This is a genomic window from Myxacorys almedinensis A, from assembly GCF_010091945.1.
GTDB classification, from domain to species: Bacteria; Cyanobacteriota; Cyanobacteriia; order Leptolyngbyales; family Leptolyngbyaceae; genus Myxacorys; species Myxacorys almedinensis.
The window spans coordinates 46,011-66,759 of record NZ_WVIE01000023.1 but is presented as its reverse complement, the minus strand read 5'-3'; the positions used below and the strand labels follow the sequence as shown (position 1 = coordinate 66,759).

The window sequence follows — 20,749 nt, the reverse complement described above, 5'->3', positions numbered from 1 at the left end:
TCGTTACTTTGCTCTTGTAGTTGTTGACTTTTTGCTGATGTGTTTCTTGGCATAGGCTTTAGCTTCTACATCTGCTTGTTGGAGAAGCGATCGCATTCCCGATTCTTGACCTGTAAGCGTTTTTACTTCAGCCAGGAGGGCTTGAAAGTCTGAACCAATGAGGTCAGTATGCACAATGAATTCCTCAGCCATTAAAGTTTGAATCGTTGCGATCGCAGTTTCCAACACCTCATCTTCATTCAGTGGATCAGTGATTTGCAAGGTGTTTTTCGCTTGCATTTGATCGTAGATTGCCTGAGTCCAGCGCAGGTTACTGGTAATTTCTCCATCGGCAAACACAACACCAACTAATTCATTTCTGAGCCGTCCAGTCCGCGTTGTTTGTGCGCCATAGTGACGAGTTCTCAAAATGTTGTTGAACACATAGAGAAAACTAGCCTCAGTCGGATCTTTCAACGTGACAATACTGGGAAAAAAGACTTGAGGGCGAATGTGATCTTGTTGGTTAATTCGACTGGTCACCTCTCCAGGTTTAGACCCTGCCTCACCTTTGGATGCCATTGTGCCATTCTCGAAAGGCGCGTTTAGGGTAAATGTCTCGTGCGACCCATCAAAGGTTGTGATTGAGAAGGCTGTATCTACAACAACTTTTGATTTTTCTGAGCCAGAATCCCCGATCGCAAATCCATAGATAATGCAATCAGGATTATCCATTGCAAATTTGACGTTGTATTCACATTCTTCATCGGTCATGAAGCTATAGTTTCGCAACAATTCTCGACCAACTAAGCGTTCTGGCGTTGATTGTTTGCGCTTAAACATGGTTAACCGACTGATAGGAGCCGCATTTTCAATTCCTGCTCGTACTCGTGCTTTATTTAGTTCTCCATCCGTTTGAAACAGTGGATAAGATTCTGTAACCCGAATCGTTAAAAAGTGTGCATACTTACCCATTGGCTTGTATGGAATTTCAGCATGGAAAAATTTAGAGTCGAGCGTTTTCAGTAATGACATTGAGATTCTCCTGTAAGTTAGTCTTCAGTGGTGGTATCTTCGTCTTCGATTGCTTCGCCTTTTGCTTTCAAGTCGCGATTCTCTTTGTCTTGTTCTAAACGGTAGAGAAATTCGCAAGTGTCTCGAAGTAGGTTGAGTTGCCGTCCTGCTAACCGAGCGCGATCGCTAGCAAATGCTTTTTCAAACACATCCACGACGAAATATTGGGCAAAGTCGAGAATAGCTTGTCGTTCTTCCTCGCGATCGAAGAGTTTATTAAAACCTTCTGCGCGGGAAGCCCGAACTCGATCCATCAGCTTGAAGACTTCTGACGCGACGACAGTGATTAGGGTTTCACCCCCAAAGACCGTCGAGTCTGCTTTGAGAATGACCTCAGCCGCCACATCGATTGGTTTAAGGACAGCATTCGCTTTGGGATTGTATCGTTTGTTAGCTCGATAAAATCTGCGGTACAGATCAGTAAGTTTTTGAGGATGATTCATTGGCGATTTCTCTGGTGTTTTCAAGTGCAATCGATCTAGCGTTGCGTCGAATTCAACATAAGGATCGAAGCAGGGATAAAAATGATAGGCATAGAGGCGAATTTTCTCGATGCGGGCAATGTCGTTTTTTTGTTTGCGTATCCATCGGTTAAGGTAACTAAAAACATAAAGTGGACTTGTTTCAAAATCCTTGGCAAGCTCTGTTAACTTCCCCCAGTCAGCATCATAGCCACCCTTTCCTTGTTTGGCGTTAACTTCTAAATGAATGGCGTAAGCAGCGGTCAAAACATTCAATGGTGCAGGATATTGAGTGCCGTCGGCATCCTTCCAGCCTTCTAAGATAGAGTCGAGCCGAAAGCGATCGCGCTTAACTAAAACCCGAATTGCTTGCGGCGCACTATCTAGAAAGACGCTTTCCTCAAACTCTGCACCGTCTGTAAACGGCGGAATCGGCGATTCAGACACAACCGTTTTGACATCTAGAATCATCGGAAATGCGAAGCCTAACCAGGCAGGCATCACCCAAGATTCGGTATCGGTTGGGTCTTTGCCTGGTGGCAGCGCCATGAAGTAAAACGTCAAGGGTTGGTCATCGGGATAGGACAGTTTGAAGGTGCGATCCTTTTTGTAATTAGGATCATCTTCGGGAAGATTTTTCCTGAGTTCGCAGTTTTCATCCATTAGAAAGGCATCAATTGTCTGATAGCGATCGCGCCCAAAATCCGCCTCCAGAGACTTAGAAATAAAATGATTTCGCAACGTTGTATCAAATCGAGTTTGAGCAATGCTGGTGTATGCTTTTTGCAAAAATCGATTCGTTTCTGGTGTGAAGTAATAGGTCGGATAGAAATAGAGATAGCGATATTTTCCATCTTCAAATCGCTTTCCAACCGCTTGGGTTTGATTCATCAAGATTTGCCGCAGCATAATTTCTAGACTTGCAATACTAGAAATATTTCGTTTCGCGTTTCCTCCTCCTAGCATTTGCTTATTGGTATACACCTGTGGCGTAAACAGCACCGATGATTCCATTTGCTCAGTGACCGTATAAGCAGAGTGAGATACCGAACAGATGAGTTGTTTGCCTCGCCCAGATTTCTTTGCAGCATTATAATTCGACAACTCTTTAAGAAATTGATCGACTTGTTGGGTTGGAGGCGTTGAGTGAGGAAGCATCACGACTGATTTGACCCACGATCGCAGATCATCCCAACCGTCTGGTAACGGGTATTGAGCTACGATTGGTTCGATCTGATCTGCAATGCAAGTGATAATGCGATCGCACAGTTCACGGACATTCTCAATGCCGGGATGCTGCTCTAGATACTTTGCGGCTAGATAGTACCATTCGTAAGGAATTCCACCTGTGCTGCCTTTGAGCTTTCTCTCCTTGAGCGTCTCATTAATTTTCTGAATCTCTCGAATTTGCGGTAAATATTCAGCCAGTCCTAGCGACTCAGCAACGATTTGCGTCAAATTTAGGTCAGGAAGTTCAGGAAGTTTTTTATCGTGTCTGCGGGCAGTGGTGATTTTTTCAACGCGATCGCCCCAAATTTTGCGGCTCACCACATCGCCAAATTCAGCAATCTGGTCAATGCGAATGTCATCTTCAAAGCCAAAATCATAATCAGAAGACAACGCACCTTTCTGCTGAAAATCGATTAGCTTGTCATTCCGACTCTTCGCGACTGACGGTTTACTCGGCGACAAAATTCGCAGAGTTGCATCCAGTGCGATTTGCATCAAAGTGCGATCGCTGCAAAACAATCCATAGTAATCGGCATATTTCATTCCTTTGCCGTCTCGCCCAAATCCAGTTTGTCTGAGCCGTAATTGCTCAGTACATAGGTCTTTGATTTTATTGACGACTCGATCAGGGAGATCGCTGGGATCGATCTCTGGTGCATCTTTAATCGCGAGATAGATTACTCCAGTTGGCAGGTATAGCAACGGCTCATAGATACACTCATCTGTATTGAGGTTCGTATGTGCATCTACTAGCGCATTATTAACAACGTTTGTTAGAGCACCGCGATTTTCTGAAATGCTGTGATAGGTAAATTTCAGCTTTCCATCACTAAGCGTATGAATTAGCTCTTTGAGCCTAGAAGTTTTAGCATCATGCGGATGTTTGACGATCGAAGCCAGAGAATCTGCGAGACAAGCTAGATTCGCAAGGCTTGAAAGCTTCTGACCGTTGAGAATCGGGTCTAGTCCATACTCAGAAAAGTTCCAATTTGTGTCCCATCGTCGCTGTGCATTGTAGGCAATACAAAGTAAGTCATCAATGTAATCTCGATACGTTTCAGCATTGTTTGGATCAATAAATCGATCGAGTCCTAGCTGTTGAACTTTCTGATCAATAATTTGCCGATGTTCTGCGATCGCTAATTTGCGACAGTCATCGGGAACATCAGGAAATTTCTCAAAATCGTGAAGAATGAAGCCTGCGATCGCAAGTCTCCGTTCTTTTTCTTTCACTACTCTACGAATCGTAGTATCAAGCTTTTCTAGTCTCTGTTCGATTAGATTCGCTGGAAACAGCCCGTTCAACAAATGCGTATTCAGCGACTGGTCTGCTGCACTACGCCTACTTGTATTTTTTTCTCCTCTCGCCGCAGCTTCTGCATCTCGACGCTCTGTAAATTTTCCGCCTTTTGCAGTAACACCGATCGCAATTCTCAATAGATTCGGTAAAACATACTCAGCAAAGTCTTGCATCACAGCATCATTCGGATTTTGCGCCTGAATTGCTTCTCGAAGGAGTTTGAGAGTGAGTAACTCGCGTTGAACGGGTTCGATCGTGCGAGAACTGCTTTCACCTTCTAGCTCAGAATCATCTTTCCAATCATCTAGTTGATCTATACCTTCTGTCATCTCTTCCACATCAAGCGATAATTGCTCTATTTGATGATCAGTCTGATTCTTCGTCATCTGTTTGTTCCAGTAAATTCAAATAGGCTTCAACTTCTGCAACATACTGTGGGTAATCAGTCAAAGCATATTGCAGAGCTTCGTATACCTTTTCAGCAATGATTTCGTCATACAAGTGAGCTAGTACATTGCGAAATCCTCCTGATTTCTCCATACGTTTACCTAATGCTGGAGAAATCAATCCATACTGCCCAGCTAAGGTAAATGTCTCAGCATTTTTTGGAGCTTTGCCACCTTCTGAAGCAATTCCAGCAACGCGCTTGAGGAAAGCCCGATTGATATCAAGAGCAGATTGAATAATTTGTTCAAGTAGGCGTTCAATAATGCTTTGTATATCTTCATCTTGCAGATATTCGTCCAACGTCAGAGATTGAAAGCGATCGAGGCGTTGTAATCGCCTTCCAATTCCTCCTATTTTTTCGCCAACCGTGATCGAGGTGAATTCCTTCATCGTTTCAATTTCTCTAAGGTAGATTGAATCATCTCTCGCTGTTGCTGCCGAAAAATTTTAAGTTGTTCTTTACTCATTAGTTTCTGCTGCTGAAATCGCTCAAATTCTCCGGGTTCGAGTTCATAAAGGATCTGCCCGTCTTTTGCAATATTATGCGCTAGCACATCTGAACACTCTTTCATATCAATCGCATCAATCTGGTCATCGCCTAGCTTGTAAACCTGTTGCAAAACTCCCCAGATACGAAGAAAGTCGAAGCCTCCCTTTTCGTACTCTTTACGGCGTTCTTCATCACACAGAAAAGCAAAGTCCCAATCGCTGTTTGCATCATGATCCCCTCTAGCTCTGGAGCCAAAGAGCACTAATAGTTTGAGGTAGGGAACTTGCTCAAGGATTTGCGGAACCAGTTCAATGAGATCTTCTAAAGTTTGTGGCTGCTGATATGAGGGTTTAGCTTGTTCCTGAAGCACTAGCTGACGGGCATAAACTAGACAAGCTTGAAGGTCTTCCCGTTCCAACCAAGGATAACTTTCTACTATTGTTTCAAACGTTTCTCCGGTTGCCAGTAGTTCTAAGGCGCGTTCAACAGTAAGGCGTTCCCGAATCGCAGGTTTGCCATTGAGAATTTTGCGATCGATCGTAATTCGCTTTAGAAGGGTTTGTTCATTCATGTCCCGCAACTTTTTAGATAAGTTAAAGAAAGAGGGAAGCGTTTAGGGCGATTTGCATTTTAGGTTTAGGATTTATCGTTACTTAACCAACCTTGTTACCGAAGTATCTAGAAGGGGGTTGAGATTACTTATGCCTGTACTTAATGCCGAAAGCTATTCGAGAACTTCCCTCTAATCGTAGGCAGACTTTCTTAGAATTATAGAGAGCCTAAAGTTTTTAACGAACTGAAGTTTTCAACATCCGGTAGCGATTTTTCAGCCCCACTCGATTCGTTTCAATCAAGTAGCCTTTGTCTCTAGCTAGTTTAATCGTTGCCCCAAAACGATGTCCGACTTTTACAGCCAGTTCATCGCCCCAGTGCCATGTTGCATCCGAGAGAAGTTCGCGCAACAATTCTAGCTTGGTCTTCTTGGAATCCATAAAATCCTCCGTGGTAAAAGATGTGACTAAATTTACAGTTCAAACGAACCATTTCTTTTAGCCGATCAAAATCTAGCCTGATCGACAGCCGATGGCAAGAGATTTTTCAAGTTCAGACCTATTTAACGGCTAAATAAGTCGAGACTTGATACAATTTCAGGATGTCTGCGGAGCCTTGCGTTAAACACAGGGAATTGAATCCCGGCAACGGGATTGAAATAAATACGTCTGCACTTAATGGCGTAAGCTGTTTCATCTCCGTCAGATTCTTCTAAATCCCGGCAACGGGACTGAAACATCAAAATATCCATGGGTCTTCGCCTCCTTTGCTTTTGAGTTGGTAGGCGAGGGTGTCGAGGAGAAGGGCGCTTTGTCCAAACGCGATCGCATGAGGCGCAACTACATCATGAAAACTGCGCGAATCACTAATCGGATAAATCTGAAAGTGCATCGGCAGCTTTAGCTTAAATCGCACATCAGCCACAGGACGCTTTACCACGTAAGCAACCAAGCCCTCTATTCTCAGTCGTTTATTGATCTCGCTTGCCCAAGGGTTATCCGGTTGCCAGACTTCGATTCCTGTGAGAACTTGAATTTGCCAGGCTTTTGCGCTGAGGTCTCCTGAATAGGTAAATTTCCAATTCGATCGCTCTTCTCGATAGCGATGAAGTTTCATAAAGGCTAAACAGTGAGAAAATCGACCTTTCGGAATCGGGTGCTGAGTGCGCTGAACGGTGTCATTGAGCGATCGTATGAACGCCGCTTCGGTCGTGATCTCGATTTCTAGATTGCTGAGAACTCCGGGGAGATCGTAAGTTTTAAAGCGATCGCTTTCATTCTCTTCAGTCAAATCATAGATGCCGCACTGTAACGGACTAGAGCCTCTGAAACTACAAGCATCCTCATAAATTGGACTTTTCTCTTTTTTGCCCGAAAGTTTTTGCCAAGCCTCCCCCCAGCCTTTTACAAACCCAGCTAGTTCTCTAAAAGAGCGATCGAAAACAGTCTCACAAGCGGTCTGAAATTCTTCTAAACTACTCGCGTATTGGTCTTGAATCGTTTTGTGTGCTAATTTGCGACCCAGATGAAGCGACTGAAAAGCTCCCCATCGTTTGTAGTAACCCCGAAAATCATTGATAGTCCGATACTCATCTAAAACCGTCGCATTGAAAAAAGGACGATCGTATTGTTCACCTTGAATCAATGGAGGTGAGTCTCTTTCAAACAGTCGCTCTGTGAAAAACTTCGGAACAAGTGCATAAGCCGTAAAGTTCTTAAACTGAATCGTTCGATTGTTCAGTTGATAGCCATCGTGTCGCCCTAATCGTCCAAAGCGCTGGATAAAATTACCTGCATCAGACGATTCAAAAATGAGAAAGTTGATCTTAAAGTCAACTCCGACATCGATCGTACTGGTTCCCAAAATCAGATCAGCAGACAAAGACTGTTCTCGCTCTGTTGTTCCAGATAGTCCCGTATTCTCATTGACTGTTAAACCATAGGGTAAGAGTTGCTCTTGAAAGAAAGGTTTCAATCGCTTGACTGCTGCGATCGAATTGAGAATTATTGCCCCTTTACTTCCAGGATGTTGCTGGAACTGCTCTAAAATCAATGCTGCATTATCTCTTAACCATGTTTCTGAGGCTTTTGCAGCAGACTCCAACGGTACAAAGTTGAGCCTAATCGATCGTGCAACTTGTCGCCAATTTTCTGATTTAAGCTGTTCTTGTTGCTCGGCTGAGACAGGGAATTGATACTTATTTTCTGCGATCGGGTCAATGACTTTGCAGCGAAATCCTGCTTTTCTCAATCGCTGAATTAACTGTTCATCTGGTGTTGCAGAAAGAAACAAGAACTTTCTGCGCCGACTCGTCGATCGAATTAATAGCATTGTATTAATCACGCTCGAAATCTGAGGCGCAGCGAACACATGAAACTCATCAAAAATGAATAGCTTAAAGACTTTATCGATTCGTCCCCACAGCTTGTCAGGACTATCATCCGGCATGAGATAAGCCCCTCGATGCAAGTAGTGAAAGAGATCCGGATTGGTTAGTAAAACTTCTGTTTGCTCAGTTCGAGTCGCGATCGCGGCACTTTTTCGCAGGTCTTCATTTTCTGCATAGTTTTCTAATGTTGCTCCGCTCAATCTCACAACTCGTGGATCATTTTCTGGTTTGAACTGTTCAATGTAGTTCTTAATTTGAGTTTCCTGATCTCTTGCAAGCTCGTTAGTGGGATATAACCCGATCGCACAACAGTCTCCTTGAAGAACGCTCAGATAAGCGGCTAGGCTTTTTCCATCGCCTGTCATTGCGGTATTAAAGACCACATCGATCGTTGGATCTTGCAATGCTCTTAAAGTTTCTGCCTGATGCCAGGAAAGCACCCATTGATCCGGAAGCCTCAATTTCTCCGACGCTTCTGGCGCAGGGCAAGAATAAACTGGCTGGAGCGTAATAGAATAATTGCTCATCGAAGTGTACGTGACGAGTTGCTATAGGTCTATCATATCGGCATAATAAAAATATGCAAGTTCAAAGTGTACGTACATAAATATGGGTCGTAAAGGTGAATCAATTACGTTATCGATTTCCGATCGCGACAAGGCACAGCTAGAGAGCCTAGCGCTCGAATTGGGCATGACGTGGGGCGATCGCGCCAATATTTCTAAATTGGTCGAAGCGATCGCACGTCGCCAGCTAATCATTGCCCCAAACCACGACTGGACGGCAGAGCGAATTCGTTCGTTAAACCATGCCCGGACTGCGTTGCTAGATGCAGGGCAGATTCAGGATGCCTTAGCGATCGCGCAAATTCTGGTAAGCCGCAGTGAGATTTCTATCCCGATGCGAATAGAATTAGAGCAATTTATCCAGCATCCTTCACCGCCGTGGCGGCTCGAAGTAGAGCGCTATATCCAACGGCAGCAACCGTTTCAGTTGTCCTATCAGGATGCAGCAGAACGGGTGTGGCAATTTACGATCCGATGCGCCGAAGTTGCCGTTCATGAAGAGCGGCACTATCTCGATTGTTGGTGCGAGGAAACGGAAGACAGCCGAGATCTGCCAGAGTTGAGGCACAACCGGTGTTTAAGGTTTGACCGGATCGCAGATGCCGCGATCGCGCCTGTTTCAGGACAGTGGCATTCTAGCTTGGCAACAATTCGGGTTGAGATGCACTTGTTTCGAGGGTTAGCGTTTGCTTACCGAAGTAAGACCTCCCACGATGAGGTGAATGAATGGTTGACGGATCTGCCGCAGGTGAGGCGGGTGGTGAGGCGAGTCAGCAATACGTTTTGGTTTATTCGAGAGGTGTTGCGGTATGGGCAAGATTGTGAGGTGGTTTTTCCAGAGGGGGTGCGCGATCGCGTGAAGCAGGAATTGCAAGGGCTGTGTAGACAGTATGGGCTGCTGGAGGGTGAGTGAAGATGCGATCGCTGAGCCATGCGATGGGAAGATACCATTTTGGGTGGGATGCAACCTGCCGATTGGGCGTTGCTGAATGCATCCCCAAGTTAATCTACAAGCTGATGCTCGATCGCATAGCGAACTAACTCCGCTCGGTTGTTGGTATCTGTTTTTCTCAGCAAACTGCTCACATACTTTTCGATGGTGCGAGAACTGAGATGAAGTTCACCCCCGATTTGACCATTCGAGAGTCCATCACTGAGCAAAATTAGCACCTCTTTCTCCCGCGAGGTCAGGGTGATCAGGGAAGGCGCATATTTGTTAGAAGTCTCCGATCGCACCACAGGTTCTGCCGCTTGCAGCCGCGATCGCCATTCCGACTCAATCATCTGCACCCGATCGAGCAAATTCCGCGCGATCGCGCCCAACTCGGTCAACTCAAACGGCTTTGCCAAGTAGATATCACAGCCAAGCTGGTAGCCCATGACCCGTTCTTGAGGATCAGTGCGCCCGGTTAAAAACACAACCGGCAACAGCCGCATTGCCGGGCGCTTGCGGACTCGCCTCACAAACTCATAGCCGTCCATCTGCGGCATCGTCACATCTGTGATGATCAGATGAGGTTGATAGGTTTCAACCAAGGCAAGCGCTTCTCGACCGTTCTCAGCACACACAACTGAGTAACCGCAAGATTCGAGGTAATCGCCGATCGAAAGACGAGTGCCTAAGTCGTCTTCAGCAACAAGAATGGTCAACGGCATGAACAAGAGGCATCGGAATGCAGATGAGGGGCTTCTGGTCAAGCGATCCTTGAAAATGCTCACTCTGGCAACGCCCGTTACGCCGTTGTCAGAGAGGTGAGATTGTGCAGCAATCGATTGACCGTATTCATATCGTAGGGGAAGGGTTGCCGAAGTGGGCGATAGTCACGCTCAGATGGTGCACCATGGCGTAACACAGCGTTGACCAGCACACAAGGCTCAGCGCTTGGGTTGATCGCCCCGTGGGGAACGCCCGGCGGAATCTTAGCGATCGTGGGGTGAGCTTCGCTTAACGGAATGTATTGATATTGGCGATTTTGCAACACGACTAGAACAAAGCTGCCACGCACAACTAGGAGTTGATCGGTTTGAAAGTGATGCACAAACAAGTCATCGATCGTCCCGGCGGGAACGTTGACCAACATCGTCTCGTGACTTGATTGAGGCGTGTAGAACTCAGCCATTCCTCCTTTTACCGAGGATAAAGGAATAATTTCAATACCGCGTTTCAGACCCATAGGGATCTCCTTTGGTAGCTCTACTTTTAGTTTAAGTCATCTAATCATAAAAAAACGTCTTCTTTATCACAGACTGCGCCAACTTGTGATAAAGGACTTTCTGTTTATTCCGTCGCTTTAGGGCATCAGGCGAATCAATTTCTCTCTGTAAGGCTAGTCAGCCCATGCAAATTACGAACACGGCATCGCTTGACTTATAGCATTTAGTACACTAATACTATTAATAGTACTATTGTACTAAATGATTCGCTAGCCTCCAGGAGCCGTCATGACAGAACTGAAAGCAGATAGCCAATCTACCCAGATACCCCAAGACCAACCCAGCCCTAAAAAGCGGCGCACCTCTCGGCTAGCGAAGGAACCAACCGCCCAACCCGAGGTTAACCCAGAAACGGCTGACGCTGCCTCGGCTGAGGCGACCCCTAAGCGCAAACGCCAATCGTCTGCAAAGTCTTCACCCAAAACCAAGCCTCAAACCGCCCTTAAATCAAAGCAGACTAGCTCTACGCCCGTCAAACCGATTTGGGAGGTTTCACGTTCTACGATCGCGGCGCAGCCCGCCCCCCGCGAACACGACGTTCAGCAGTTTCGGCAGCAGATTGCCTCCATTTTAGAAGAAATGCTGGAAGACATGGAAGGGTTAAAAGCGATCGCGCAAGATATTGAATCTCCCGATCAGCGCGCATCAGGCGTTGAACTTCCGGTCTATCCACCAAAATCGGTGGCACCGCCGCCTGCCGCAGAACCTCCGCTTCCCCGTCCGGAAGCAATGAATGGCACAACACAGATGCCTTCCTCGCCGATTCCAGCGCTCTCTTTGCCGCCCCATCTGTCTCAGCCGCCTCGTCGTCGGGTGCGGCGGCGGACGCTGAAATCAATTGCCCTACGGATTTGGCAACGAGTCGTGAAGTTGCCGCCTCAGCCCTCTGAGGTTGCTCTAGATGCTGTTCTCTGGATAGGGGCATCCACCGGATTGCGGTACGGACTCTATCTCATCGCGTCGAGCCTGCCAGTCTTAGGGCTGCCCATCGCTCTGTTGGTCTTTGTTCCAGCGTTGATGGCAATCTATGCGGCGCTATTTTTACCGCAAGTGTCGCCCATTATTCTCTACCGATTGCTGCTGATCACGGCGGGTTTGGTGATTGGAGGGAAACTTTTATGAAGTACTCCGACACGCTTGGGAGGCTGACGCCCAAGCAACTGCTGGCTGGAGGAGCCGCCTTACTTGCGATCGCGCTGTTGCTAGAGTCCCGAAGTTTACCTTCGTTTGGCACGAAAGCGGGTGAGGTGTGTCAAACCGTTGCGAACGGCGATCGCAAGCTGACTAGAACCCAGATTGCCAAACTCCTCAGCATCGAGCAAGGAGCCGCTAAAGGCAAGGTTCGTGACCTTCTGAAGGAGCCTTACTGCACCTTGCCCGACGCTCAGATTCGCTCTGACACACCGGCTGAGCGGGATGTTTACTTAGTCGAAGCCGATGATTTTGTCCAGTTTCAGCCGAAAACTCAACTGGTGGTGTTGTACGAAGGGGATCAGTATGCGGGGTTTCGGTTTTGGGTGCATTAGCGCAGGGCTTCTGCTCGGGGCGCTCATGCTTGGAGGATGCCAACTGGCTGCTACGACCCGCTCTCAGATTGAGGTTCCGCTTTACCAAAAATGGGGACTCCAGCCCGGAGATGCGATCGCGGGGTACACCGTAGCCGGTGGATTGGGCGATACGTCAATTTTTTTAAACGGAAACGCCGTCTACGCGCCCTACGACGGCGACACCTTCGTGGATGGACGGGGCTGCCTTTATTTCTCAACGCCCACGATTCCCGCTTACCTGTTTCGATTTTGTGGGCTGCGATCGCCCACTACCGGCTCGCTGCGCCAAGGGCAATCCCTCGGACGGGCAACAATTGTGCAATTTGCGGCTCTGCTCAAACAAGATAAAACCTGGGCAATTGTTGAACCCGATAAAGCTTTTTTAGAACGTACCCTAAAGCCTTAAAAACACCATGAAGCGACTTGTATGTGTAGCCCTGAGCCTTGCGGCTCTTGTATTGGGGGCTGCAAAATCTGCTCAAGCTAGCCCCGGGTTAAATTTTGCCCCGCCTGCCCTTAAGACGCTATCCCCCACGCCCCGCCCAGAACTCTTGCCAGCACCAACCCAGATCGATGGGCGCGGCACCCTAAAACGAGACATGCCCACTAAACAAAAGGAGGACTCTCCTCAGCCCCCTCCACCTGTTGCAGAGCCAGTTAAGCCAGCGAGAGTCGCGGTTGAGTTTCAGCCGTCTCCCCGTCTTGCCCCGCAACGCTCAACCCAAAACTCGATCAACCCTGCTCCTGCAAAACTGCCCCGGTTGATCGAGCCTGCTCCGGTCGATTCGGCTCCTCGGCGTTCCATTCTTTTGTCTCCTGATCAGTTGTTTGAGGGAGGATCTAACTCGTTGGTTGCCACTGCCGTGGGTAGCGCAGAAGGAACGCGGACTCCGGACGGCGGCAAAACGTGGGCGTATTATGGACACGTCGATCCGGGCAATGCGGTGTGGAATTTGGGTAGCTTTTCCTACCAGCATGGGGCGCGATCGCCCGAAGAAGCAGACGCACGGCAACTGTCTCGCTTGCGCCAACAGTTTGAGGTAATTCGCCAAACGGCGGAGCGAAACGGGGTGCAGCTATCGCTCGAAGAGCAGCTAAATGCGATCGATTTAGCCAACCAAGCCCCCCTTGCTGCCCTCGCCCAAGGTGGCTATGTCGAACGGCTCCGGCAAGCTCAGACGGAGGGCTTTCGCGGCACAGATGCTGTTTTGCGCGCCCGGACTTATGCGTACATCAATCCTGCGACCAATCGGTGGGATGCACCTGGGCTTGGCAACACAGAATCGAGCATTAGCCGAGACCAAGCGCGGCGGTTAGATGCGATCGCGCAAGCTCTCTCCGTTCACCCAGTGGCTCGCCAACCAGCAGCCAGTGCCGCACCCCGCGAAAACGCATCGCCCTCAAAACCCAACCTACCGGAACCCAACCTATCGCCCTCGGAACCCGATGCCACAATGAGCAGTCTTGCCTCTGAGCACCGTTTGAGGCAGCAGAAATGACCCGCACACCAGGATTTGCCTGCTGAGAAACTCCTGCATTTTTCTACCAAGCTCAAGGATATAGATTGTGCAAGGATTGCGATCGCAGCTTCGGTGTTGGAACCGGAGACGGTAAACTCTAAAATGCAAAGTTTAAAAGCAACCTTGAAACGCTTGCTTTGCTAAATGTTCTGGCAGAGGCTCTGAACGATTAGAACAACTGCCAGAATTATTTAGCGATTTTTTGTAACCATTCTCCTACTTCTGGTTTATAAAACTCAGGTGAGGAGGGTTAGCTGTTTTATAGGAATTGTTCGATCATTTATGGTTTACGGGCAAGGCAATATTGGTTGGGGTAGGGTAAGTGCAATCTGCTCTACCAGTCTTCAACGCATCACGAAATACGGTTCTGCCCTGGTTCGGGGCATCGCCTTACCCCTCGTGGGGTCAAGCATCGTCGCTCAAAATTTCTGGATACCTCCGGCTGAAGCCAATTTTCTCCCCTACTGTCAACAAACATCCGATGAAATTGCTCGCAAGGAAACGGCTCGGCGCGATGCGTTGAGCGGCAAACAAGCCGCAAAACGGCGCTACCAGGAGATCGTTGCAAAACAAGCCGCGCAGCTAAAACAATGCCGCAATCAAAACTGGTTGAAGACTCAGGGGCTGTGGATACGCCTGTATGAGTGCGATTTGCAGCCCGGAGCGCTAGAAGAAGTGCTCGATCGGATCGTCGATCGGGGCTACAACCAGGTGTATGTCGAAACGTTTTATAACGGACAGGTCTTGTTGCCTGCCAGTGACAACCCGACCGCATGGCAACCCGTGATCAAAAGCGCCGGCAACGAACGGGCGGATCTCCTTGCCCAGATCATTCAAAAGGGGCGAGAGCGGGGTTTGTCGGTGTATTCGTGGATGTTTGCCATGAATTTTGGCTATAGCTATGCCATTCAGCCCAGTAAACAGATTTCACTTTTACGGAACGGGCGCGGGCAAACGAGCTTGTCTGCCAACACCTTAGCCGGGCTAAGCACTGATTTGGGAGAAGTCAACCCGAACGAAGCGTTTATCGACCCGTATAGCTTGGCAGCCAAACAAGACTACTACCGGATGGTGCAGGAGGTGCTAAAACGCCGCCCTGACGGAATTTTGTTTGATTATATTCGTTATCCGCGTAGTACAGGAGAAGCTTCGATCGCAACCAAAGTACAGGATCTGTGGATCTACGGCGAAGCTTCCCGCAAAGCATTTTATGAGCGGGGCACCAATGGCAAAGGGCGAGAGCTAATCAAGCGATTTATTGCTCGTGGTTCTATTAACGCAAGTGATGTGGCTGCTGTTGATAAACTCTTTCGCAACGAAACAAATCCAATGTGGCAAGGACGCCAACCCCTTAGCACTGAGTTTCGCGCCCCAGTGGGGCAGCGCCGTGCCCTTTTGCAAGCCGATCTTTGGCGCTTGAGCGTTGCCCATGGCATGCAAGGCGTGGTGGACTTTCTCAATGCTGCCATTTACCCGGCTCGGCAAGCCGGAATTCCGGCGGGTGCGGTGTTTTTCCCAGAGGGCAACCAAGCGATCGGGCAGGGGGGATTTGATTCGCGGTTGCAGCCGTGGGATCGATTTCCTAACAGTATTGAGTGGCATCCCATGGTCTATGGGGTGTGTGGTCGTGCCGATTGCATTGTTAATCAAGTGCAGCGCACCATTAGCCAAGCGTCTCCGGGAACGCAAGTCAGACCTGTGTTAGCTGGGATTTGGCAGCAGTCGATTAGCAACCGCCCACCGTTAGAAGTTCAGATGGAGGCGCTGCGAAAGTTTGCGCCCCGAATTTCGGCAATTAGTCACTTTGCTTACTCTTGGCAAGAGCCGCAGTCGGATCGCGATCGCAAGTTTTGCCAAGCCAGAAAGCTTTAAGACAAAACTTTGCTACTTAAAAAAGCGGGACGTTATCTAGAACGTCCCGCTTGCCATTGGGGTCATGGCATCAACCGTTGGGGTCAAACTCTCAAGTCAAAAGCCCCTGATTTAGGCTTCTGACTCAACTCCCAGGAGATGCTTTACAACATGCGCGCTAAAACGCTTATTTTTGAGCGGCAGGAGGGGTAGCGGGTTGCTCAGCCGTGCGGGGATACTGCACATCGACAAAGCCGAGTTCGAGCAACTGCTGATAAGATTTTTTGCCCAAGTCCCGCGTTGGTTGTTGACTGCGGATGATTTGCACTAAAAGCGGAACGGCTAATTCGGGCTGATTCATCGCACGATGCACCAGTGCGAGTTGGTAGGTTGCCTGATCTCGCATCTGAGCAGTTTCTAGTGCCTTCTTGCGCTGACTGTCTGCAACTCGAATATCAATTCCAGAAAAACTGCTCGCTAATTCCTGGTAAAAATTGGACAACTGATTGTATACCTGCCGGGCATCTTGCAGTTTTTTCATCGCTAAGGGGTAGTTTTGGGCAGAAACCGCCCGTTCAGCCTCGCCCATAAGGCGTTGCCCGCCCTGCAAGCTCAACACGCTGTCGTTTTGCGGAAGCGGACGCACAACATTAGGGTCATTTGGATCGATCGGTTGTGCCTGATTCGCACCCGACGGAAGTTTCGGAGTTTGGGCACTCACCGGATGGGTCAGCACCAGACTAGTCAGAATTGAAAGTGCAATCAATCCTGAAGTACGAAGGTGACGAACAGTTCCAGAATCAATCATGAAAACTAGACCGTATTTGCAGTAGTGGATAATTAAACTTCAGGTATCTTATCACTACTAAAACACTTCTGAAATCTAATCGCCAATCTTGGCAAACTAAAGGGCTGATTTTCTCTTCAAACACAAATTCAACACATTCAAATTGTCGATTTGAGTCGTGTCTTGCACGCGATCGCATTGGTAGCATTTGTGTGAATTCTCTACGGGCATCCATTGTAGGACTGCCAACTGTTAGGGCTACTGAAGGGTAGGATCGGCAACTACAGAGATCCTCTAAGGTTCTCAATTGGTTATCAATAATTGGGAACAAACGGAGTGTTTTCATCGTTATGAAACCTATTTATTCACAATGCAATTTTTTATTAGTTTAATCGGTTGAAAGTTGATAAATTTTTGTCAGACAAATGCTCTACCCGCTTCATGCAGTTCGTGGGATTTTCTGAACCTCGATCAAGCGGTCTCAATCAAACAGGGTGGGTCTGAATCCTTTGTGATCAAAAATGTGAGCAAAAACTTTATGATCACATATCTATAGTAAAAATCGTAAAGCTGCCGTTAACGCTAAGCATAATTCTAAACAAACTGCGAGTTTCGATCAGAAAAAACCAGGATCGAAAAACTTTGTGCAGACTAAACTGATGTTAACCAAGCGTGGGACGTTGAGTTCTCATTTGAATATCTAGAGAATGCTATGACCAATCAGCCCAATCTACCCGACCATGAACCAGGGAATGCCAGTATTTCTGCCCAGCATCGCGGCAGCATTCTTCAGCGCGGCGGCGAGGAACTATTACTCGAAAAAGTTGACGATCGCTTTGCTGTAAATGCAACATCCAAAGAAGCTGCTTGGAATTTGGTGAATGACTTTCCCACCGAACGAACCCAAGGGGCGGCACCGTCTAAGCTGACCGAATTAGTGGTCGATCCGGCACAGAAAGATCAGGTGATGCAACAGATTCGTGCCTTAGAGCAGGTGAACTATGCCAGCCACATCTACCAGTTTCAAGACACTCCAGGATCTCAGGTTTATCTCACCAACGAGATCACGATTCAGTTTGCGCCTGCTGTAAATGCCGATGAAAGACGTGCGATCGCGCAAGAGTTTGGGGTAGAGCAGGTCAAACAGATTCTCGGTATTCCCAATGCCTTTGTGTTTCAACTCACCAATGCCGCGACGGAAAATCCCCTCAAGATTACCAATCGTCTGATTACCCGACCCGGAATTCTCACCGCAGAACCGAATATAATTGTGCAACAGCAGGCTCTCTATCGCCCCAGCGACCCGATGTATCCAAAGCAGTGGCATCTTCATCACAATGGTGGGGCTGATTTGGCGGCGGGTTCTCATGTGTTTGCAGAGCAAGCGTGGGATGTGACGCGGGGCAGTCGTGCGATCGCAGTGGCGGTGATGGATGATGCCGTCGATCTCAATCACCCCGATTTTCAAGGCGTCGGTAAAATTGTTGCGCCCAGAGACTTTAGAGGAAAAGACTTTCTGCCTCTGCCAGACGAAACTGGCGAAGATCACGGCACCGCATGTGCAGGCGTTGCTGTGGCAGAAGAAAACGGGTATGGCGTCGTTGGTGTGGCTCCGGAGTGTGCGTTGATGCCAATTCGCACCACCGGATTTCTAGATGATGAAACCATCGAAGCGTTATTTGGGTGGGCCGTCGATCGCGGTGCGGCAGTGATCTCTTGTAGTTGGGGGCCAAGTGCCGTTTACTATCCGCCGTCCCTCCGGCAAAAAGCGGCTATTACTCGCGCTGCTACCACCGGGCGCAACGGCAAAGGGTGCGTGATTGTGTTTGCGGCGGGCAACGCTAACCGACCGACCAATGGCACGATCAATGAATCTGGCTGGCAAGGCAACGTGATTAGCGGCGCGACCAAGTGGCTTGGCGGATTTACTGCTCACCCGGATGTGATTACGGTTTCTGCCTGCACTAGCTTGAATAAGAAAGCGGCGTATAGCAATTGGGGCGCAGAGATTTCGGTGTGCGCGCCCAGCAACAATGCACCTCCAGGATTGGGATTGCCAGAGTTAGGCTATGTGTATACGCCGCCGCAAATCCGAGTGCCATTGCGAGGGTTGGGGGTGTTTACCGCCGATCTCGTGGGAGATCGGGGCTACGATCGCAGCAATTTCGCGTCTGACTTTGGGGGCACATCGAGCGCTTGCCCCCTGGTGGCTGGGGTGGCGGCGTTGGTGCTGTCTGCCAACCCGGATCTGAGCGCCCAAGAGGTGCGGCAAATTTTGCAACAAACGGCAGATAAAATTACCGATACTGACGCTGACCCTCAGTTGGGACTCCGCAAAGGAACCTACGAGTTGAATGGTCGCTGCGATTGGTTTGGGTATGGTAAAGTTAACGCTGCAAAGGCGGTGCAAGCGGCAGTGCAACGGCGATCTCTGCTGTCTCCTACCCGCTCTATTTCAGCCCAAAACGTCAATCCCGCCTCGATTCCAGACAATAGTGCCCAAGGCGTGATCAGTGCGGTTCAGGTCAATGATGCTGCTGCCGTTCGCGATGTGCAAGTCAGTGTGGGCATTGATCATACGTATCTTGGAGATATCGAAGTGAGCTTGATCTCGCCGTTGGGCACGGTGGTGCTGCTGCAAGGTCGAACTTTGGGACGCAGAACCCAACTGCAAGTAGTCTATACGCTGCAAACAACACCAACGCTGAGACGCCTGTTAGGGCAAAGCGCCCAGGGGCAATGGCAGTTGCGCGTCGTCGATGCGATCGCAAACGATACCGGAACGCTAAATTTCTGGAAGTTAACCCTGGGCGTGTAAAGACCCAGATTCCAAGCATAAGATCAAGCATAAGATAAGGGTGCGCCAACTAGCGCACTTTTTTTATGAATTGAGCTTGTGAGATGAGGGGCACGATGAATACACGAACAGAGACCGACAGCATGGGTGCGATCGCAGTTCCTTCCCATGCTTATTGGGGCGCACAAACCCAGCGATCGCTGCTTTACTTTGCGATCGGTAACGATAAAATGCCGGTCGAATTAATTCGCGCCTTTGGCATCCTCAAAAAAGCGGCGGCGATTGTCAATCAATCCCTCGGAAAGTTGTCTCCCGAAACGGCGATGCTCCTGATTCAAGCCGCCGATGAAGTGATTTCAGGCACATTAAATGATCATTTTCCGTTAAGCGTATGGCAAACTGGCAGCGGAACGCAGACCAACATGAACGCCAATGAAGTGATTTCTAACCGAGCGATCGAGCTATCAGGAGGCACAATGGGCAGTAAAGATCCCATTCATCCCAACGATCACGTTAATCTGTCTCAATCGTCTAACGATACGTTTCCAACTGCGATGCATATTGCATCTGTCGAAGCGATTCATCATCGATTGATTCCGATGGTTAAAAAACTTCGCGATGCATTGCACCAAAAATCGATCGCGTTTGACACTATTATTAAACTGGGTCGCACTCATTTGATGGATGCCGTTCCCTTAACCTTGGGACAAGAATTTTCAGGCTACGTGGCTCAGTTAGAGCAAGCCTTAGACCGCATCGAAGCGAGTTTGGCAGGCTTGTATGAACTTGCGATCGGGGGAACTGCCGTTGGCACCGGACTCAACACCCATCCTGAATTTGCAGAACGAACATCGGCTGAGATTGCTGCCCTGACTGGGTTGCCGTTTGTCAGCGCGCCCAACAAATTTGCTGCTTTGGCGGCCCACGATGGCATTGTTGCTACGAGCGGTGCCCTTAAAACTCTTGCCTGCGCGTTGATGAAAATCGCCAACGACCTCCGCTGGATGGGGTCGGGGCCGCGCTGTGGGTTGGGTGAACTTGTCTTACCTGCTAACGAACCTGGATCATCGATCATGCCGGGAAAGGTGAACCCCACTCAATGCGAAGCGATGACCATGGTGTGTGTGCAAGTGTTGGGAAACGACAGCGCGATCGCAGTGGCAGGTACGCAAGGAAACTTTGAACTTAATGTGTTCAAACCTGTTCTCATTCATAATCTTTTGCATTCTGTTCGCATTTTATCGGATGCGTGTTCTTCATTTACCGATCATATGGTGGTTGGCATTGAACCTAATCGCGATCAGATTCAACACTTTCTAGAAAACTCATTGATGTTAGTGACTGCTTTAAACCCACATATTGGCTACGATCGCGCGGCTCAGGTTGCCAAAAAAGCCCACCAGGAGAAGACGACGCTGAAATCGGCTTGTCTAGCGCTAGGCTTTCTGAATGCAGACGAATTTGATGCGATCGTGCGTCCAGAAACGATGCTTCGCCCATCGGCAGAACCGTTAAAAAACCTTTCTTGACGGGAGTTTGATCAGT

Annotated in this window: 17 protein-coding genes; 8 read left to right on the top strand and 9 right to left on the bottom strand. The window is 48.6% G+C overall.

Annotation, left to right across the window (positions count from 1 at the left end):
• Positions 1-3: 3 nt before the first annotated feature.
• The 6 genes from cas7d to cas3 all read right to left on the bottom strand — a co-directional run bounded on the left by cas7d (position 4) and on the right by cas3 (position 8,449).
• Entirely contained in the window at positions 4-1,014 is a 1,011-nt protein-coding gene (gene cas7d / locus GS601_RS17450; protein ID WP_162424569.1) for a type I-D CRISPR-associated protein Cas7/Csc2, read from the bottom strand.
• 17 nt (positions 1,015-1,031) lie between these two features.
• Complete coding sequence (cas10d, locus tag GS601_RS17445; RefSeq protein ID WP_162424568.1) at positions 1,032-4,430, bottom strand: type I-D CRISPR-associated protein Cas10d/Csc3; 3,399 nt, start codon at positions 4,428-4,430, stop codon at positions 1,032-1,034.
• Positions 4,411-4,881: a type VII toxin-antitoxin system HepT family RNase toxin gene (gene hepT / locus GS601_RS17440; protein ID WP_162424567.1), complete on the bottom strand. Its 471-nt coding sequence runs from the start codon at positions 4,879-4,881 to the stop codon at positions 4,411-4,413. The genes cas10d and hepT overlap by 20 nt, the downstream gene beginning before the upstream one ends.
• Complete coding sequence (mntA, locus tag GS601_RS17435; RefSeq protein WP_162424566.1) at positions 4,878-5,552, bottom strand: type VII toxin-antitoxin system MntA family adenylyltransferase antitoxin; 675 nt, start codon at positions 5,550-5,552, stop codon at positions 4,878-4,880. Before mntA ends, hepT begins: the two co-directional genes overlap by 4 nt.
• Positions 5,553-5,769: 217 nt before the next feature.
• A complete protein-coding gene (locus GS601_RS17430) occupies positions 5,770-5,973 on the bottom strand; it encodes a hypothetical protein (protein WP_162424565.1) in 204 nt (67 codons plus the stop codon).
• Positions 5,974-6,271: 298 nt separating this feature from the next.
• Positions 6,272-8,449, bottom strand: a complete 2,178-nt coding sequence (cas3, locus tag GS601_RS17425; protein ID WP_162424564.1) for a type I-D CRISPR-associated helicase Cas3' — start codon at positions 8,447-8,449, stop codon at positions 6,272-6,274.
• Between the two features lie 82 nt (positions 8,450-8,531).
• On the opposite strand from cas3, the gene GS601_RS17420 reads away from it, so the two are divergent.
• Positions 8,532-9,401 carry a helix-turn-helix transcriptional regulator gene (locus GS601_RS17420; RefSeq protein WP_162424563.1) on the top strand — a complete coding sequence of 290 codons (870 nt, stop codon included), beginning with the start codon at positions 8,532-8,534 and terminating at the stop codon, positions 9,399-9,401.
• Between the two features lie 89 nt (positions 9,402-9,490).
• On the opposite strand, the gene GS601_RS17415 is transcribed toward GS601_RS17420, so the two are convergent.
• Positions 9,491-10,144 carry a response regulator transcription factor gene (locus tag GS601_RS17415; protein WP_162424562.1) on the bottom strand — a complete coding sequence of 218 codons (654 nt, stop codon included), beginning with the start codon at positions 10,142-10,144 and terminating at the stop codon, positions 9,491-9,493.
• Positions 10,145-10,221: 77 nt separating this feature from the next.
• Entirely contained in the window at positions 10,222-10,662 is a 441-nt protein-coding gene (locus GS601_RS17410) for a cupin domain-containing protein (protein ID WP_162424561.1), read from the bottom strand.
• Positions 10,663-10,930: 268 nt separating this feature from the next.
• Here GS601_RS17410 and GS601_RS17405 point away from each other — a divergent pair, with 268 nt between their 5' ends.
• The 5 genes from GS601_RS17405 (at position 10,931) to GS601_RS17385 (ending at position 15,641) form a co-directional block, all read left to right on the top strand.
• Positions 10,931-11,824, top strand: coding sequence for a hypothetical protein (locus GS601_RS17405; RefSeq protein WP_162424560.1), 894 nt, complete (start codon positions 10,931-10,933; stop codon positions 11,822-11,824).
• Complete coding sequence (locus GS601_RS17400; RefSeq protein ID WP_162424559.1) at positions 11,821-12,228, top strand: hypothetical protein; 408 nt, start codon at positions 11,821-11,823, stop codon at positions 12,226-12,228. The genes GS601_RS17405 and GS601_RS17400 overlap by 4 nt, the downstream gene beginning before the upstream one ends.
• Positions 12,229-12,253: 25 nt before the next feature.
• Complete coding sequence (locus GS601_RS17395; RefSeq protein ID WP_162424558.1) at positions 12,254-12,655, top strand: hypothetical protein; 402 nt, start codon at positions 12,254-12,256, stop codon at positions 12,653-12,655.
• Between the two features lie 7 nt (positions 12,656-12,662).
• Positions 12,663-13,748, top strand: a complete 1,086-nt coding sequence (locus GS601_RS17390) for a hypothetical protein (protein WP_162424557.1) — start codon at positions 12,663-12,665, stop codon at positions 13,746-13,748.
• Between the two features lie 303 nt (positions 13,749-14,051).
• Positions 14,052-15,641, top strand: a complete 1,590-nt coding sequence (locus GS601_RS17385) for a glycoside hydrolase family protein (protein WP_238393344.1) — start codon at positions 14,052-14,054, stop codon at positions 15,639-15,641.
• Between the two features lie 166 nt (positions 15,642-15,807).
• On the opposite strand, the gene GS601_RS17380 is transcribed toward GS601_RS17385, so the two are convergent.
• Positions 15,808-16,428, bottom strand: a complete 621-nt coding sequence (locus GS601_RS17380) for a hypothetical protein (protein WP_162424556.1) — start codon at positions 16,426-16,428, stop codon at positions 15,808-15,810.
• A gap of 691 nt (positions 16,429-17,119) precedes the next feature.
• Between GS601_RS17380 and GS601_RS17375 the strand changes: the two genes are divergently transcribed.
• Both GS601_RS17375 and fumC read left to right on the top strand, forming a co-directional pair.
• The gene (locus tag GS601_RS17375) at positions 17,120-19,225 is read left to right on the top strand and encodes a S8 family serine peptidase (RefSeq protein ID WP_162424555.1); all 2,106 of its coding nucleotides are present in this window, start codon (positions 17,120-17,122) and stop codon (positions 19,223-19,225) included.
• 95 nt (positions 19,226-19,320) lie between these two features.
• On the top strand, positions 19,321-20,733 hold the full coding sequence (fumC, locus tag GS601_RS17370) for a class II fumarate hydratase (RefSeq protein ID WP_162424554.1): 1,413 nt from the start codon (positions 19,321-19,323) through the stop codon (positions 20,731-20,733).
• Positions 20,734-20,749: the final 16 nt, after the last annotated feature.

What these genes read in the sequence shown, in the direction of transcription:
- cas7d (WP_162424569.1), bottom strand. Translation starts at nt 1,014, where the DNA reads ATGTCATTACTGAAAACGCTCGACTCTAAATTTTTCCATGCTGAAATT.
- cas10d (WP_162424568.1), bottom strand. Translation starts at nt 4,430, where the DNA reads ATGACGAAGAATCAGACTGATCATCAAATAGAGCAATTATCGCTTGAT.
- hepT (WP_162424567.1), bottom strand. Translation starts at nt 4,881, where the DNA reads ATGAAGGAATTCACCTCGATCACGGTTGGCGAAAAAATAGGAGGAATT.
- mntA (WP_162424566.1), bottom strand. Translation starts at nt 5,552, where the DNA reads ATGAATGAACAAACCCTTCTAAAGCGAATTACGATCGATCGCAAAATT.
- GS601_RS17430 (WP_162424565.1), bottom strand. Translation starts at nt 5,973, where the DNA reads ATGGATTCCAAGAAGACCAAGCTAGAATTGTTGCGCGAACTTCTCTCG.
- cas3 (WP_162424564.1), bottom strand. Translation starts at nt 8,449, where the DNA reads ATGAGCAATTATTCTATTACGCTCCAGCCAGTTTATTCTTGCCCTGCG.
- GS601_RS17420 (WP_162424563.1), top strand. Translation starts at nt 8,532, where the DNA reads ATGGGTCGTAAAGGTGAATCAATTACGTTATCGATTTCCGATCGCGAC.
- GS601_RS17415 (WP_162424562.1), bottom strand. Translation starts at nt 10,144, where the DNA reads ATGCCGTTGACCATTCTTGTTGCTGAAGACGACTTAGGCACTCGTCTT.
- GS601_RS17410 (WP_162424561.1), bottom strand. Translation starts at nt 10,662, where the DNA reads ATGGGTCTGAAACGCGGTATTGAAATTATTCCTTTATCCTCGGTAAAA.
- GS601_RS17405 (WP_162424560.1), top strand. Translation starts at nt 10,931, where the DNA reads ATGACAGAACTGAAAGCAGATAGCCAATCTACCCAGATACCCCAAGAC.
- GS601_RS17400 (WP_162424559.1), top strand. Translation starts at nt 11,821, where the DNA reads ATGAAGTACTCCGACACGCTTGGGAGGCTGACGCCCAAGCAACTGCTG.
- GS601_RS17395 (WP_162424558.1), top strand. Translation starts at nt 12,254, where the DNA reads ATGCTTGGAGGATGCCAACTGGCTGCTACGACCCGCTCTCAGATTGAG.
- GS601_RS17390 (WP_162424557.1), top strand. Translation starts at nt 12,663, where the DNA reads ATGAAGCGACTTGTATGTGTAGCCCTGAGCCTTGCGGCTCTTGTATTG.
- GS601_RS17385 (WP_238393344.1), top strand. Translation starts at nt 14,052, where the DNA reads ATGGTTTACGGGCAAGGCAATATTGGTTGGGGTAGGGTAAGTGCAATC.
- GS601_RS17380 (WP_162424556.1), bottom strand. Translation starts at nt 16,428, where the DNA reads ATGATTGATTCTGGAACTGTTCGTCACCTTCGTACTTCAGGATTGATT.
- GS601_RS17375 (WP_162424555.1), top strand. Translation starts at nt 17,120, where the DNA reads ATGACCAATCAGCCCAATCTACCCGACCATGAACCAGGGAATGCCAGT.
- fumC (WP_162424554.1), top strand. Translation starts at nt 19,321, where the DNA reads ATGAATACACGAACAGAGACCGACAGCATGGGTGCGATCGCAGTTCCT.